Source organism: Nocardiopsis protaetiae (genome assembly GCF_045446735.1).
GTDB classification, from domain to species: Bacteria; Actinomycetota; Actinomycetes; order Streptosporangiales; family Streptosporangiaceae; genus Nocardiopsis; species Nocardiopsis protaetiae.
Genome location: NZ_JBJJBV010000174.1, coordinates 1 through 14,781 on the forward strand (window position 1 = coordinate 1; position 14,781 = coordinate 14,781).

Sequence of the window (14,781 nt, forward strand, 5' to 3'; positions counted from 1 at the left end):
CCAGACGTCCGACTGGTTCAGCTCGGTGCCCACGTGGCTCCGCGCGATGCGCAGGTCCGGGTCCGCGTAGGCGAACACGGCCAGGGACGCCGCGGCGGTGGCGGCCACCACCCGGGGCGGCCACACCGCCGGGCGGCCCAGGGTGTTGAGCACACCCGCGGCGATGACCAGGCCGAACACCAGGGCGCTCCACACGATCCACGCCTCCGCGACCGCCCGCAGCCGGGTCAGGCCGAACACGTCGATGTACAGCTGTAGGCGGTACATCGCCGAGGCCAGGATGACCAGGGTGAGCACGCACAGCGCCCCCAGCAGGGCGTTGCGCAGGACGCGGACGCCGCGCGGGCGCGCGGGCAGGATCCGCGCCGCCAGGCCGATGACGCCCAGCACCAGGATGCTGACGGCCACCAGCTGGAAGAACCCCTGCCGAGCGTACTCGGCGTAGGTGACCCCGGCGACCCGCTGCACGTGGGCGTCGCCGCCGAACAGGGTGAGGGCCTGTACCGCCAGGAACGCGGCGAACAGCAGGGTCAGCGCGCCCAGGGGGATGGTCCACACCCACACCGGCATCGCGGACTCCCGCTCGGGGCGCGCGGTGGCGGCCGGGCGGCGGCGCCGCGCGGTGAGCACCGCCGACCCGGTGAACAGGGCGGTGAGCACCAGGAAGAACAGGCGGCCGAGTCCTTCGACGAACGTGGTGCCCTCGGTCAGCGGGGCGAACAGGTCGGCGAGGTAGCGGGCGAACACGGCGTCGGCGAACGCGAACAGCAGCCCGAAGACCAGCAGCAGCGCGCCGGTGACCAGGGCGGTGAGCAGCGCGGGCCCCACCAGCCGCCGGGTCCGGTCGTTCTGGAGGGGGCTCAGCAGGAAGCGCGGCGTGGAGAACAGGTTGCCGATCAGCGCGAACGCGCCCGCTGCCACGCCCACGGTGGCGCTGCGGGAGAGGGGGCCGCGGACGGCGAAGGCCAGCGAGGCGGTCAGGAACGCGCCGGTGAGCGTCCAGAACAGCAGCCACCCGGCGTCGCGGAACAGGGCGGTGAAGAGCAGGGCCGTCGCGATCGTCCCGAAGATCGCCGCCCAGGCGTGGGAGTAGCGGTCGGGTGCGGAGTCCTCCTCCACGGGGGTGCCGACGGGGCGCCAGCCGCCGCCGGGGGCGGGCTCCCAGCCGTTCCAGGCCTGCGGGGGCGGATATCCGCCGGGCGCGGCGGCCGGGGCCGGGGCCGGGACTGGAATCGGGGCCGGGTGCGCGGCGGGCGGTTCGGCGGTGATGTCGGTGTCGGTGTCCTGCGCGGGGGTGTCCTGCGCCTGCGCGCTGGCATCGGTGCCGGTGGCCTGCGCGTCCCCGTCCGCGTCGGTGACCTCGTCCGAGTCCTCGCCCGCGGCCTCCGGGGACGGGTCGGCGTCGGCGGCCTCCGGCGCCTCTCCCTCCGCCTCGCCGCCCTCGTCCCCGGCGGTCTCCTCGGCCGCTTCCGCGGCTTCGGCCTCCTCGACCACCTCGTCCTCGTCGGCGTCCTCGTCATCATCCTCGTCGGTCTCGGCCGCGGGCGCCTCCGGGATGGCCGGGCGGACCAGCAGCGCGACCAGGGCGGTCAGCCCCGCCAGGACACCGGTGAGCACCAGCCCCAGGCCCGGGCGGGCCAGCGCGGCGAACAGCGCGGAGAACGCACCCACCGCCAGGACCGCGATGAGCAGCCAGGCGGGCGCCCGGGGCAGCTGGGGCCGGGGCCGGTACGCCGGAGGCATGTAGGGCGCGTACGGGGCGTGGTGGTGATGCTGGGGACGCTGACTCTCGGGGACGGCCATGGTGCACCTCGACTCGGACACTGGACGGGGGGATCCCCGCACAGCGTGGGACTCCGCGCACCCCCCGCCGGTTCACCGCGGCACCGGCGTAGCGTGCGGCGCGGCACTCTCATTGGAGTTTCTGCGGGTCACCCCGGTCTTCGGGCCAGGGGATGCACCCTGGTGCGCAGCGGCGCAAGGTCAGCCGGATTTCCTCCGAGCCCCCGGTGTCTCCTCGGGGTCGACGGTTCGTCGTATGAGGGCGACAAGGTAGGAGTTCACGGATCGGTCGTCGCGGTCGGCGGCTTCTTTGAGCTTGTCATTGAGATCGTCAGGGAGCCGTAGTGTCAACTTCTGCATGCCGTCATAATAACGGCGAAGCGATGGTAAATTGATGTCATGACCAGGTTTCGGTTGCATCCCAGCCGTGCGCAGGAGGCCGTGATGTTCGGCCACTGCGCACAGGCGCGGCATGCCTGGAACCTGGCGTGGGAGGTCAACTCCACCTACCGCAAGGGCGGGTCCCGCACCACACGCCCGGCCCGCTACGCGGGGATGGCGGCGATGCTCACCGAGGTGCGCCGCACCCCTACCGGCGACCTCGCAACTGAGGAGGCGGACTACTTCGCCTGGGTGGCCTCCGGCAACGCCGAGGTACAGCAACAGGCTCTGCGCGACTTCGACCAGGCCCTGGTCAACTTCTTCAACGGCACCCACGGGTATCCGAAGCGGCGGAAGAAACACCGGCACGAGGGGTTCCGGGTGATCGGCACCGATCGGGTTCCCGCCCGCACCGCTGACGGTGAGCCGGTGCTCAACGCCAAGGGGAAGCAGGTCATGTCCCGGGCGGTGCGGGTGGAGAAACTCAACCGCAAATGGGCGCACGTCAAGATCCCAGGGTGTGGGTGGGTGAAGTTCCGCAACACTCGCCGAGAATTGCCGGATGCCAAGACTTTCCGTGTCACTTGCCGAGCCGGGCGGTGGTACATCTCATTCGCCGTCAGACCCGGCCCGACCGATGCTCCCGGCAATGGTGAGACCGTCGGCGTCGACCGGGGTGTGGTGATCACCGCCGCCCTGTCCGATGGGCAGGTGCTCAACTGCCCGCAGTTGACGGTGAAGGAGCACGCGCAGGTGCGCAAGCACCAGCGGCGCGCGGCCCGCGCACCGAAGGGCAGTGGTCGGCGCAGAGCGGAGTGTGTTCAGGTCGCTCGGCTGCGGGATAAGGAGACCGACCGGCGCAGGGATTGGGTGGAGAAGACCTCCACCATGCTCGCCCGGTCGTTCGACACGATCCGGTTCGAGGACCTGCGCATCAAGAACATGACCAGTTCTGCACGCGGCACCATCGCCGAGCCTGGTAGACGGACCGCGCAGAAGGCAGGATTGAACCGGGCGATCCTCGCCCAGGGGTGGGGTCTGCTCCGGACACGGACCGGGCACAAGGCTCCCGGCAGAGTGGAGGACATTCCACCCGCTTACACCAGTCTGCGGTGCAGCGACTGCCAGTGGATCGACAAGAACTCGCGCAAGAGCCAAGCCGAGTTCGTCTGCTCTCACTGCGGTTTCACCTGCAACGCCGACACCAATGCTTCCAATAACGTCGCGGCAGGACAGGGCGGGGTGCCTCGCCCCGGGCCCCCTGGGGGCCTGTGTCGGAGGGACGACACCGCGCGAGCGGTCGAGCGTCCGTGAACTTCAACAGCTCTTGCTCTTCGATCAGGAATTGTTGGAATCTCTCGCTTAGGCGAGAGAGGATGTCAACCGCGCGAGGAGTCACACCATGCGAGTCGAGGTCGACTACGACCTGTGCGAGAGCAACGCCCTGTGCATGGGCGTCGCCCCCGAGGTCTTCGAGGTCAGGGACGACGACTTCCTGTACCTGCTCACCGAGGAACCGCCCGCCGAGCTGCACGACCGGGTCCGCCAGGCCGAGAAGCTGTGCCCCAAGCGGGCCATCACGGTCACGGACTGAACCGCTGGACCGCCGCCAGGGCGTCCTCCCACGTGGTGGGGCGCTCCAGCAGCCCCCGGTGCCGCATGGTGCGCGGGGTGGAGCGCAGCCCCAGGATGCCCGTCAGCATGCCGCCCCGGCCGAGGAACGCCACGAATTTACGGTCCTGGACCGACCCGTGGACGATGGCGACCTCATCGGCCGGGGCGCCCTGTCCCAGCAGCTGGATCTTCATTTTGTATTGGTCCGACCAGAAGTAGGGCACCGGAGTGAAGGGTTCGCGCTTCTCCGGGGCGGCGAGCAGGTTGTGCGCGGCCGCCGCGGCCTGCTCCCCGGCGTTGGTCCAGTGCTCCAGCCGGATGCGCCCGCCGTAGCGGGGGTGCGGCCAGTTCGCCAGGTCGCCGACCGCGTACACGCCGGGCGCGGACGTCGCCGCGTACTCGTCGCAGCGCACCGACCCGTCGGGCATGAGGTCGAGCGCCCCCCGCAGCCACTCGGTGTTGAGGTGCACGCCGATGCCCGCCACCACCAGGGGCGTCTCGACGGCCTCCCCGTCGGCGAGCCGCACGCGCTCGACGCGGCCGGAGCCCTCGTAGGCCGCCACCCCGACGCCCAGGCGCACGTCCACACCGTTCTCGCGGTGCAGTTCGGTCAGCACCGAACCCAGCCGCGGGTCGACCACCCGGGTCAGCGGCGTGGGGGCCGCCTCCACCAGGGTCACCTCGGCGCCCAGGGTGCGGGCGCTGGCCGCCACCTCGGCGCCGACGAACCCGGCGCCCACGACCACCAGGCGCCCGTGTTCGGCGATCGCGGCGCGCACGGCCTCGGCGTCCTCCAGGGTGCGCACCACGTGCACCCCGGCCAGGTCGGTGTCCGGGCGGCGGGCCCGGGCGCCGGTCGCCACGACCAGGCCGTCGTAGGGGACATCGCCGTCGTCGAGCTTGACCGTGCGGGAGGCGGTGTCCAGGCCGACCGCCCGGGTGCCCGGACGGAAGTCCAGGTCCAGGGCGTCGATCTCGGCGTCCTCCAGCAGCCGCAGCGCCCGGTTGCCCGCCAGGGGGCCCGGGTCCAGGCCCACCCCGGTCAGCGCCTCCTTGGAGAGCGGCGGCCGGGAGTAGGGCCGGTGCCGCTCCTCGCCGATCAGGGTGATCCGCCCCTCGAAGCCGCGTTCGCGCAGGGCCGCCGCGGTGTGCAGCCCCGCCATCCCGGCGCCGACGATGACGATGTTTCGCACTGTGCCTCCGATCAGAGCGGGCGGACCTCGCCGACCGGGGCGCCGCCGCCGTAGACGTCCACCCGCAGCCGGTCCTGGACGGGGGAGACGTCCACGCCCAGGGCGCGCAGGGCGTCGAGTGCGACCAGCGTACGCGCCCGCTCGGCGGCGTCCCCGTCGCTGATCTTGACGGCCACGGCCTCGCCGGAGGGCGCGGACAGGACCAGCACCCCGTCGGCGCCGATCTTGGACACCAGGCCGGGCATGCGGGTCATCAGGTCGGTGTCCACCCGGCCGGTGCCGGACACGTACTCGGGGTGGGCGCTCATGGCCGCCAGTACCGCGCGCTCGGGCGAGCCCTCGGGCGCGGTGCGCATCCGCCACAGGCCGCGGGCCAGGCCCGCCAGGGACACGGCCAGCTGGGGCGCCCCGCAGCCGTCGACGGCGGTGTGGGCGACGGGCTCGCCGCACAGCTCCTCGGTGGTCTCGCGGACGAGCACCTGGAGGGGGTGCTCCGGGTCGAGGTAGTCCTCGGTGGTCCAGCCCCGGGCGACGCAGGCGGCGAGCATGCCCGCGTGCTTGCCGGAGCAGTTCATCAGGAGGCGCTCGGGCTCGCGCCCGGAGCGGACGAACGCGCGGCGGGCCGCGGAGCCGCCGGGGATGTCGGCCGGGCAGCGCAGCGCGTCGGGGGTGAGCCCGGCCTCGGCCAGGATCAGCCGGGCGCGCTCCTCGTGGATCGGCTCGCCGCCGTGGCTGCCCGCGGAGATCGCCAGGGAGGGCCCGCTCAACGGGGCGCCGGCGCGCAGCATCGCCACGGCCTGGAAAGGCTTGGCGGAGGAGCGGGGGAACATCGGCTGGTGCACCGGGCCGCGCGCGTGGGCGATGCGCCCGTCGGCGGCCAGCCCGACGACCGCCCCGTAGTGCACGCTCTCGCGCATCCCCGAACGGGTCACCTCGGCGAGGGGCACGTACTCGGGCAGCGGGGTTCTGGTCATACGGGTCTCCTCATCGTCGAGGGGTGCGTGAAGTGTCCGCGGATGTGCGGACATGCGTCAGAACGTTACCCCGGAGGCCTTTCTTCCGTTTCCACCGGGAGCACAGGATCTTCCACCGGGAGCACGGCATCACCCCGGGCGAGGACGTCGGTATCCCGCAGTAGGGTCGAGCCCGTGGAGCCGGTGGGCTCCCGGTGGGTTTCAAACGGAGGGACGGGCATGGGAACGCTGCGGATGGGGACGCTGACCCGGCGCAGGGGCGGCGTCCGGGCGGCGGACCTGGAGTACGCGGTGCTCGACACCGAGACCACCGGGCTGGACCCGCGCACGGGCGCCCGCATCGTCGAGATCGCCGTGGTGCGGGTGCGCGGCGACGGCACCCTGCTGCGGGAGTTCACCACCCTGGTGGACCCGCGCGCGGACGTGGCCGGCCGCGAGTTCCACGGCATCGGCGACGGCGACGTCATCGGCGCCCCGGCGATCGACGAGGTGGTGCCGGAACTGGTCCGGCTGCTCTCGGGCGCCGTGGTGGTGGGCCACAACCTCGACTTCGAGCAGCGCTTCCTGGCCTCGGAGCTGATCCCCGTCGGCCTGCCCGAGGGGCTGCCGGGGCTGTGCACGCTGCGCGCCCTGCGCGCCCAGGTCAAGCTGGAGCGCTACTCGCTGCCCAAGGCCTCGCACGCGCTGAGCGGGGTGTGGCCGACCGGGCAGCACACCGCCCTGGGCGACGCCCGCGCCTGCGCCCGGCTGCTGGTGGAGATGATCGCCAACGCCCCGGGCGAGCTGCGCTACCACGGGGTGGAGCCGGAGCCGATCGCGGTCCCGCTGCACCGCCGGATCCCGGTGCCCTCGGGGGTGCCCCTGGAGGGCGTGCGCTGGAAGCCGCGCACCTCGACCCCGCCGGACCTGTTCGTGCCGCGCCCGTGGGACGGCGTGCGCTGGCGCCCCCTGGAGCTGGACCCGTTCCTGTGCGGGGGCGCGTTCGGTCCCTCGGACCGGGCGATCGCGGAGATGGCGGCGCACCGGGACGCCCGGGCCCGCCGCAGGATCGCGGCGGCCGTCGCGGTGGCCGGGGGCCTGGCGGCCGGCGGGCTGCTGGCCGGGGCGGTCCGCCGCCTGCGCCGCCCGTGATTTTTTGAACCCCGGCCCACCCGTCGAGGATCAGAAGGTCCTCAACGGACGGCCTACGGCCACGGGCCTCTCCTCGAAGACTTCGCCTCCAGGGCCTCCGGAACCCCGCCGGCGCCTCGCGGGCCCCTGGCCCTCAGTAGCCCGAGAGGGCGAGGAAGAACGCGATGATCATCGCGCTGCCGCCCAGGCCGGTGAGCAGGGCGCGGCCCTGTTCGGTGAGGCGGGCCGGGGCCAGCCGCAGCCGCGGGCCGGAGGCCCTGGCCCGGGTGCGCGTGGCGGTCCCGCCGCGGGCGGGGGCGCGCGGGGTCCGGGGCGGGACGTAGCGGGGCACCTTGTTGAACATCGCGAGCAGCACCAACACGGCGCCGATCGCCAGCAGTACGAGAGACACGACGGGGGAGAACCTTCGCGACCGGGGACCGGGACCATGATTCCTACCGGATCCGGGCCGCCGATCTCGACTCGGTATCACCCGATCGCCACCGGACCGCCCGTTACGGGCGGTCCGTTATCACCCGTCGCTCATGCGTCGTCGCCGACGGTCTCCGTCGCGGTCCGATTGGGGACGATGGTGTCCACGGTTTCGGCCGCCACCCCCAGGGCGCGCAGCACGAACCGGGTGACCAGGGCGTGGGTCTCCTCCGGGTCGATCTCCCCGCTCATCAGGGGGATGCGCTGGGAGCCGACCATCGACAGGGTCAGCCGGGCGACCGCCTCGGCGGGCATCGCGTCGAACTCGCCGTCGGCGGTCCCCTCCTCCAGGATCTCCGTGAGCAGGCTCTGCATCGGGGCGACGTGGGCGGCCAGCGCCTGGTAGGCCTGCGGCCCCAGGCTGGCGCCGAGCTCGGCGGCGGGCGGGTGCGGGTGCGCCACGATGCCTTCGAGCTGGAGGCGGACGAACGCCGACAGCCGCCGGGCCGCGGAGACCCCCGAGGGCAGCTCGCGCCGGTAGTCCTCCACGAAGCGGTTGTTCACCTCCTCGGTGAACGCCAGCAGCAGCGTGGGCTTGTCCGGGAAGTAGTTGTAGAGCGCGGTGCGGGTGATACCGGCGGCGTTGGCGACGTCGGTCATGGAGACGCGGTCGATCCCCTGCGAGCGGATGAGCTCGTCGACAGCCTCCATGATGCGCTCCCGTGTGCGGGCACGGTGGGCGGCGATGGTGGGCGCCGTGATCTTGGGCATTCCCCTATGGTGGCACGCCGAAGGGGCCGGACCGCACGGTCCGGCCTGCTCCGCGGCGTCCGCCCAGGTCGCACCCGGTGTCCGCAGTCGGTCACCCGCCGTCAGGGGATGTCGGGGGTGCCGGGGGGCGGGGCCCCTCAGCCGGCGGTGTGCAGCCGGCCCAGGTCGGCGAACACCTCCGTGTTGAGCTGGTAGGCCAGGCGGGTCTCGGCGATGAGCCGGTCGGCGGTGGCGGCGTCCATCTCCAGGGAGTCCAGGCGCTCGCGGTAGCCCGCGCGGAACCTGGGCAGGCTGCCCAGGGCGTCGAACACGTAGAAGGCGACCCCGGCCCCGTCGGTGAGCCCGTAGGCCTTGGCGGCGGTGCGGCGGATGAACTGGCCGCCGGAGACGTCGCCCATGTACCGGGTGTAGTGGTGGGCGATGAAGCCCTCGGGGCGGTCGGCCATCTGCTCGATGCGCGCCACGTAGGTGCGGGTGGCGGGGGTCGCCTCGACGCGCTCGCGCCAGTCGGCGCCGAGCAGGTGCTCCAGGTCGGCGACCAGGGCGGGCACCCGCTCCAGTTCGGGGTAGTGGAACCGGCCGGCCAGGGGGTCGCCGATCAGCGAGCGGCCGACCTCCTCCAGCGCGACGTAGGCGAAGTAGTGCTGGGCGACCATCGCGGTGTACCCGGCCAGGGGGAGGGCGCCGGACATCAGGTCCCGGGTGAACCCGTGGTCCTCGGCGGACTGGTGGTCGCTCCAGGTGGCCGCCTTGAGCCGCTCGGAGAACAGCTCCGAGTCGGGGGCCGTGGTGGGGGCTTCGGCCGTGACGCTCATCCGCGTTCTCCGTACTTCCTCGATCGGTACCTTTGATGACATGATGTCATTTAGGTGAGCCTTCCTTCAAGAAGGATACGACAACCTGTCATCAAAAAGCCCGACGGTGTCGCTTAGCCTGTGTGCGGCCTCACAGACGCCGCGCCCCCGTGCACATGCCCCTGCACGCGCCTGCGGACCGCCCCCGGCGACCTCCGCGCAAACCCTTGACCCCAGCGGGTTCCGGCCCGCGGACCCCCTCCGACGACCGGGTTCCCGAGGACCCCGTCGGATGTGTCTCCCCCACGCCTGCTGGTCAACAGGTCCTCGGGGCGTTTATCTTTTGGGTAGCCATGCGGTCCGAACCGCCCCGGGGTGTCCGTCTCGGGCCCACGCGGCGCGACGGCGAGCGCCCGCGGACCGTCAGACCGAAGGCGATGAGTGGATACCAGGAGAACAGGGCACGATCCCACAACGGTGATCGACACGGGGACGGCGCACACCGCCCCCGCTGACGGCGTGGCCGCCGACGGCCGCGCCGCCCTGGGCGACGCCGTCCTGAACGAACGGGTGGAGGCTGCCGTCGAATCGGTTGACGTCCTGCTGATCGAGGACGATGCGGGCGACGCCTTCCTGGCCGAGGAACTGCTCGCCGAGACAGCGCTCACCACCGACATCACCTGGGTCGCCACCCTGGAGGACGCCCGCGCCCACCTCAAGGGCTTCCGCGGCTGCGTCCTGCTCGACCTCAACCTGCCCGACGCCCACGGCCTGGACCTGCTCCGCGAGGTGCTCCAGAGCGCCCCCTCGGCGGCCGTCGTGGTCCTCACCGGCCTGGACGACGAGCACGAGGGCGTGGCCGCCGTCGCCGCCGGAGCCCAGGACTACCTCGTCAAGGGCCAGGTCGACGGCTCCCTGCTCGGCCGCAGCCTGCGCTACTCCCTGGAGCGCCGCCGCGCCGACGAGAACGCCCACCAGCTCCGCGAGGCCCGCCTGCGCGCCCGCGAGAACATGCGCCTGGAACGCGGCCTGCTGCCCCAGGTGCTGCTCCAGCGCTCGCCGCTCAGCCACCGCGCCTACTACCGGCCCGGCCGCAAGCGCGCCATCGTCGGCGGCGACTTCTACGACGCGGTCGAGAAGGACGGCACCACCCACATCATCATCGGCGACGTCAGCGGCCACGGCCCCGACGAGGCCGCCCTGGGCGTCAGCCTGCGCATCGCCTGGCGCACGCTCATCATGGCCGGGGTCGCCGAGTCCACCGTGCTGCCCAACCTGGAGGCCATCCTCGTCAGCGAGCGGGCCCAGGAGGAGATGTACGCGACCCTGTGCATGGCCAGCATGGACACCGGCGACGACCGGGTCCGGCTGCGTGTGCTCGGGCACCCGCCGCCCATGATCGTCCGCGGCTCCTCCGTGGAGGAGACCCCGGTCACCCCCCAGCCCCCGCTCGGTGTCCTCCCCGTGGAGAACGCCGACGTCGACGAGGTCCGCCTGCCGCACGGCTCCAGCCTGCTCATGTACACGGACGGCCTGGTCGACGCCTACGACGAGGAGCCGCCCGCGCGCCTGGAGGTCGCGGGGCTGCGCCGGCTGGTCACCGGGGTCCTGGAACAGGGCGTCTCCCTGGCCCGGCTGCCCGAACACGTGGTGGACGAGGCCGAGCGCAGCAACGGGGGACCGCTCCAGGACGACGTGGCGATGCTCCTCATCACCCACGACGGCGACGGGGAGAGCGGCGCACACGGGGAGAGCGGCGGGCACGGGGAGAACAACGGAGACCGGGAGTGACACCTCCCGGGGAGGGGACGGCCATGGCGACCGACACCGACGGAGCCGAGGCCCCCGAGGACACCGCCGCGCCCCCGACCCCCTCCGTCGGCGGCGCCCACTTCGTCAACGGCGACCGGGGCCGCCCGGCCGTGCCCCACGAGTCGTGGAGCCTGCGCCGCCGGGTGACCAGCCTGCTGACCGTGGTCGCGGTCGTCCTGGTGGTCGCCGTCTCGATCATCACCCTGGCCGCCTTCAGCGCCCGCGACTCCCTGGCGCTCCAGGTCGACGAGCTCACCCCGGCCGTCGGCTCGGTCGAGCAGATCCGCTCGGCCTACCTGACCCAGGACCACGCCCTGCGCGGCTACATCCTCACCGAGGAGCGCGAGTTCCTCCAGCCCTACATCGACGCCCGCCTCAAGATCACCGAGGAGCGGGCGGTGCTGCGCGAGCTGGCCGACGGCCGCCGCGAGGAGGACCCGGTCCTGGCCGGGAACATCGACGCCCTGCTGCGCGCCGGCGAGATCTGGACCGAGGAGTTCGCCGAGCCCACCCTGGAGCAGGTCGGCAGCGGGCAGGAGCCCAGCCAGGACGACCTGCGCCGCGGCCGCGTCCTCTACCTGGAGCTCACCCGCGCCAGCGAGGCCGCCGTCCGCAACCTCCAGAACGAGATCGAGGAGGCCCGCAGCGGCCTGACCCTGGCCACCCAGCAGGTCGTCGCCCTGCTGGTGCTGGTCGGCCTGGTCGTGGTGTTCCTGTCGGTGTTCCTGTGGGTGATGCTCCAGCAGTGGGTGCTGCGCCCCCTGGAGGAGCTGGCCGGGCACATGCGCCAGGTGTCGGAGGGGTACTACGCCCACCGCATCTCCCTGCACGGCCCACCCGAGATCGTCCGCCTGGGCCGGGACGTGGACGCCATGCGCGAGCGCATCGTCCAGGACCTGGACGAGGTCGCCTCCGCCCGGCGCAAACTCCAGGAGCAGTCCGCGCTGCTGGAGCACCAGGCCGAGGAGCTGCGCCGCTCCAACCTGGAACTGGAGCAGTTCGCCTACGTCGCCTCCCACGACCTCCAGGAGCCGCTGCGCAAGGTGGCCAGCTTCTGCCAGCTGCTCCAGCGCCGCTACCAGGGCCAGCTCGACGAGCGCGCCGACTCCTACATCGACTTCGCGGTCGAGGGCGCCAAGCGCATGCAGACCCTCATCAACGACCTGCTCGCCTTCTCCCGGGTCGGCCGCACCAAGAACTTCGCCGCCGTCGACCTCGACCGCGCCCTCGACGACGCCCTGAGCAGCCTGTCCACCCGGCTGGAGGAGACCGGCGCCGAGGTCACCTGGGACGAGCTGCCCACCGTCCAGGGCGACCGCACCCTGCTCACCCAGGTGTTCTTCAACCTGGTGGGCAACGCCGTCAAGTTCCGCGGCGAGGAGGACCCGCGCGTCCACATCGGCGTCGAACGCCAGGGCGACGAGTGGATCTTCAGCTGCCAGGACAACGGAATCGGGATCGAACCGCAGTACGCCGAGCGCATCTTCGTGATCTTCCAGCGGTTGCATACGAGGGAGAAGTACACGGGAACCGGTATCGGCCTGGCTATGTGCAAGAAGATCGTCGAATTCCACGGCGGTCGGATCTGGCTGGACACCGGACACGGGCCGGAAACCTCCGGTGAGGGGGAGACCCCCCGTACCGGAACGCGCATATGCTGGTCTCTGCCCGTCGATCCCGGGCAGGAGGAGACCGCTGACGCGGACGGCGCACCCGCCGCCCGGGAGGCGATCGCCGCCGACGGGGTCCAGGAGGCCGAGACCGCCCCCGCGGACCCGGCACCGGCGGCCGCACGATGGTCCACGGGTCGGGACGGCCCGGAGGCGGAAGCGGCCGGGGAGTCCCCCGGCGCGACCTCCACCGCGCCCGTGTCCGACGGCGGTACGGTTCCCCCCGACGGCGGGGCGGACCCTGATCAGGGGTTCTGAGGCTTGAGCGAGGTCATGTTGGTGCATCCCATCGAGGTGCTGCTGGTCGAGGACGACCCGGGCGACGTCCTCATGACCAAGGAGGCGTTCGAGGAACACAAGCTGGGCAACCGCCTGCACGTGGTCTCCGACGGCGTCGAGGCCCTGCGCTTCCTGCGCCGGGAGGGCGAGTACGCCGAGGCCCCGCGGCCGCACCTGATCCTGCTCGACCTCAACCTGCCCCGCAAGGACGGGCGGGAGGTCCTACAGGAGGTCAAGAACGACGAGGAGCTCGCGCACATCCCCGTCGTCGTGCTCACCACCTCCGAGGCGGAGGAGGACGTGCTGCGCAGCTACCGCCTGCACGCCAACGCCTACGTGCCCAAGCCGGTGGACTTCGACCAGTTCATCAAGGTGGTCCGGCAGATCGACGACTTCTTCGTCACCGTGGTCCGCCTGCCCAAGGGGTGAGGCCGCGGTGCGCCCGCCCGAGGGATGGCGGGCGTTACCGGACCGCGGCGAACGCGCCCGCCGCGAAACGGGTGGCCGCGCCGGTTTTTCGTTACGGTAAGAGGTATGAGCTTGCCGGAACCCCGCCACCCCGACGGCCCCTACCGTGTCGGCGTGGTGTGCCTGGGCAACATCTGCCGCTCACCGATGGCCGCCAAGGTGCTGGCGGCCGACCTGGAACGGGCCGGGCTGGGCGACCTCGTCGAAGTGACCAGCTCCGGCACCGGCGACTGGCACGTGGGCGGGGCGATGGACCCCCGGGCCGCCTCCACGCTGCGCGTGCACGGCTACCTCACCGACCACACCGCCCGGCAGTTCGAACCGGCCGACCTGGAACGGCTCGACCTGCTGCTGGCCATGGACCTGGACAACCTCGACGACCTGCGCCGCTTCGTCGACCGGGAGGGCGCCGGGTACGGCTTCGACCCGGCCCGGCTGCGGCTGTTCCGCTCCTTCGCCCCCGGGGCGGGCCCCAACCCCGAGGTGCCCGACCCCTACTACGGCGGCGACGACGGGTTCACCGCCGTCCTCAACATGGTGGAGGCCGCGGCCAAGGGCCTGACCGGCGAACTCACCGCGCTGCTGAAGCAGCGGTAGCGGGGGCCGGGTGGAGGGGGGACCGGTGTGCGCCGCGGACGGCGGTGAGGGCCGGCGGCGGGACCCGGTCAAGGGGACCATGGCCGAGCGGCTCACCGCTCTGCTGGGCCGTCCGGTGCGCCGGGCCGTGCGGGCCCAGCGCAGCCACGACTGGGACATCTCCTACGCGGAGGCCGAGGACGGCGGCCGCCTGTTCGTGAAGTCGCTGCCGCGCAACGCCGCGCCCAGCGCCGTGTTCACCTCCGAGGCCCGCGGCCTGGAGTGGCTGGGGCGCGCCTTCGGCTCCCCGGTGCTGGAGCCGCTCGCCTGGGACGAGCGCATCCTGGTGCTGCCCTGGGTGGAGGAGCGCGACCCCACCCCGGACGCGGCCGAGCGCCTGGGCCGCCGGCTGGCCGGGCTGCACCTGACCGGGGCGGACCACTTCGGCGCCGACTGGCCCGGCTACGTGGGGCCGCTGCCGGTGGACAACACGCCCGCCCGGCACTGGCCCACCTTCTACGCCGAGCAGCGGCTGCGCCCCTGCCTGCGCCGGGCCGTGGACCAGGGCGGGCTCACCCCCATCGACGGGCGGACCGTGGAGAAGGTGGTGGACCGGGTCGCCGACCTGGCGGGGGAGCCCGAGCCGCCGGCGCGCATCCACGGCGACCTGTGGAACGGCAACGTGCTGTGGCGCGGCAAGGACGCGGTGCTCATCGACCCGGCCGCCCACGGCGGGCACCGGGAGGCCGACCTGGCCATGCTCACCCTGTTCGGCCTGCCCCACCTGGAGCGGGTGCGCGACGCCTACAACGAGGTGGCGCCGCTGGCGGCGGGCTGGCGCTCCCGGGTGGCCCTGCACCAGCTCTACCCGCTGCTGGTCCACGTGTGCCTGTTCGGCGCGGCCTACCGCACCACCGCCCTGGAG

General features: G+C 72.7%; 15 protein-coding genes. 8 read left to right on the plus strand and 7 right to left on the minus strand.

The genetic code is table 11. The features are described 5' to 3' along the window. The coding region (locus ACJOT3_RS23470) for a DUF4153 domain-containing protein (protein WP_406975259.1) at positions 1–1,803 on the minus strand (1,803 nt) is incomplete at its 3' end. 180 nt (positions 1,804–1,983) lie between these two features. Then, entirely contained in the window at positions 1,984–2,142 is a 159-nt protein-coding gene (locus tag ACJOT3_RS23475) for an Arc family DNA-binding protein (RefSeq protein WP_406975260.1), read from the minus strand. A gap of 39 nt (positions 2,143–2,181) precedes the next feature. Between ACJOT3_RS23475 and ACJOT3_RS23480 the strand changes: the two genes are divergently transcribed. Beyond that, positions 2,182–3,477 carry an RNA-guided endonuclease InsQ/TnpB family protein gene (locus ACJOT3_RS23480; protein WP_406975261.1) on the plus strand — a complete coding sequence of 432 codons (1,296 nt, stop codon included), beginning with the start codon at positions 2,182–2,184 and terminating at the stop codon, positions 3,475–3,477. 88 nt (positions 3,478–3,565) lie between these two features. Continuing rightward, the gene (locus ACJOT3_RS23485) at positions 3,566–3,757 is read left to right on the plus strand and encodes a ferredoxin (RefSeq protein ID WP_406975262.1); all 192 of its coding nucleotides are present in this window, start codon (positions 3,566–3,568) and stop codon (positions 3,755–3,757) included. Here ACJOT3_RS23485 and ACJOT3_RS23490 read toward each other — a convergent pair. Together ACJOT3_RS23490 and ACJOT3_RS23495 are read right to left on the minus strand one after the other, a co-directional pair. Further along, a complete protein-coding gene (locus ACJOT3_RS23490; protein ID WP_406975263.1) occupies positions 3,747–4,970 on the minus strand; it encodes an NAD(P)/FAD-dependent oxidoreductase in 1,224 nt (407 codons plus the stop codon). The two genes, ACJOT3_RS23485 and ACJOT3_RS23490, sit on opposite strands and share 11 nt — an antisense overlap. An 11-nt stretch (positions 4,971–4,981) precedes the next feature. After that, positions 4,982–5,944 carry an asparaginase gene (locus ACJOT3_RS23495; RefSeq protein ID WP_406975264.1) on the minus strand — a complete coding sequence of 321 codons (963 nt, stop codon included), beginning with the start codon at positions 5,942–5,944 and terminating at the stop codon, positions 4,982–4,984. 219 nt (positions 5,945–6,163) lie between these two features. On the opposite strand from ACJOT3_RS23495, the gene ACJOT3_RS23500 reads away from it, so the two are divergent. After that, the gene (locus ACJOT3_RS23500; protein ID WP_406975265.1) at positions 6,164–7,075 is read left to right on the plus strand and encodes a 3'-5' exonuclease; all 912 of its coding nucleotides are present in this window, start codon (positions 6,164–6,166) and stop codon (positions 7,073–7,075) included. A gap of 133 nt (positions 7,076–7,208) precedes the next feature. On the opposite strand, the gene ACJOT3_RS23505 is transcribed toward ACJOT3_RS23500, so the two are convergent. From ACJOT3_RS23505 to ACJOT3_RS23515, 3 genes are all read right to left on the minus strand, one after another. Then, positions 7,209–7,466 (minus strand): hypothetical protein, encoded by a 258-nt coding sequence (locus tag ACJOT3_RS23505; RefSeq protein ID WP_406975266.1) that lies wholly within the window; start codon positions 7,464–7,466, stop codon positions 7,209–7,211. A gap of 131 nt (positions 7,467–7,597) precedes the next feature. Beyond that, entirely contained in the window at positions 7,598–8,257 is a 660-nt protein-coding gene (locus ACJOT3_RS23510) for a TetR/AcrR family transcriptional regulator (RefSeq protein WP_406975267.1), read from the minus strand. Positions 8,258–8,394: 137 nt separating this feature from the next. Further along, positions 8,395–9,072: a biliverdin-producing heme oxygenase gene (locus ACJOT3_RS23515; RefSeq protein WP_406975268.1), complete on the minus strand. Its 678-nt coding sequence runs from the start codon at positions 9,070–9,072 to the stop codon at positions 8,395–8,397. 498 nt (positions 9,073–9,570) lie between these two features. Here ACJOT3_RS23515 and ACJOT3_RS23520 point away from each other — a divergent pair, with 498 nt between their 5' ends. The 5 genes from ACJOT3_RS23520 to ACJOT3_RS23540 all read left to right on the plus strand — a co-directional run. After that, positions 9,571–10,842, plus strand: a complete 1,272-nt coding sequence (locus tag ACJOT3_RS23520; protein WP_406975271.1) for a PP2C family protein-serine/threonine phosphatase — start codon at positions 9,571–9,573, stop codon at positions 10,840–10,842. A gap of 23 nt (positions 10,843–10,865) precedes the next feature. Further along, complete coding sequence (locus ACJOT3_RS23525; protein WP_406975269.1) at positions 10,866–12,791, plus strand: sensor histidine kinase; 1,926 nt, start codon at positions 10,866–10,868, stop codon at positions 12,789–12,791. Positions 12,792–12,806: 15 nt separating this feature from the next. Next, the gene (locus ACJOT3_RS23530; protein ID WP_274807400.1) at positions 12,807–13,241 is read left to right on the plus strand and encodes a response regulator; all 435 of its coding nucleotides are present in this window, start codon (positions 12,807–12,809) and stop codon (positions 13,239–13,241) included. A 105-nt stretch (positions 13,242–13,346) separates the two neighbouring features. Continuing rightward, positions 13,347–13,877 carry a low molecular weight protein-tyrosine-phosphatase gene (locus tag ACJOT3_RS23535; RefSeq protein ID WP_406975270.1) on the plus strand — a complete coding sequence of 177 codons (531 nt, stop codon included), beginning with the start codon at positions 13,347–13,349 and terminating at the stop codon, positions 13,875–13,877. 79 nt (positions 13,878–13,956) lie between these two features. Beyond that, positions 13,957–14,781, plus strand: an 825-nt coding sequence (locus ACJOT3_RS23540) for a fructosamine kinase family protein (RefSeq protein ID WP_406975272.1), incomplete at its 3' end; no start/stop codon positions are given.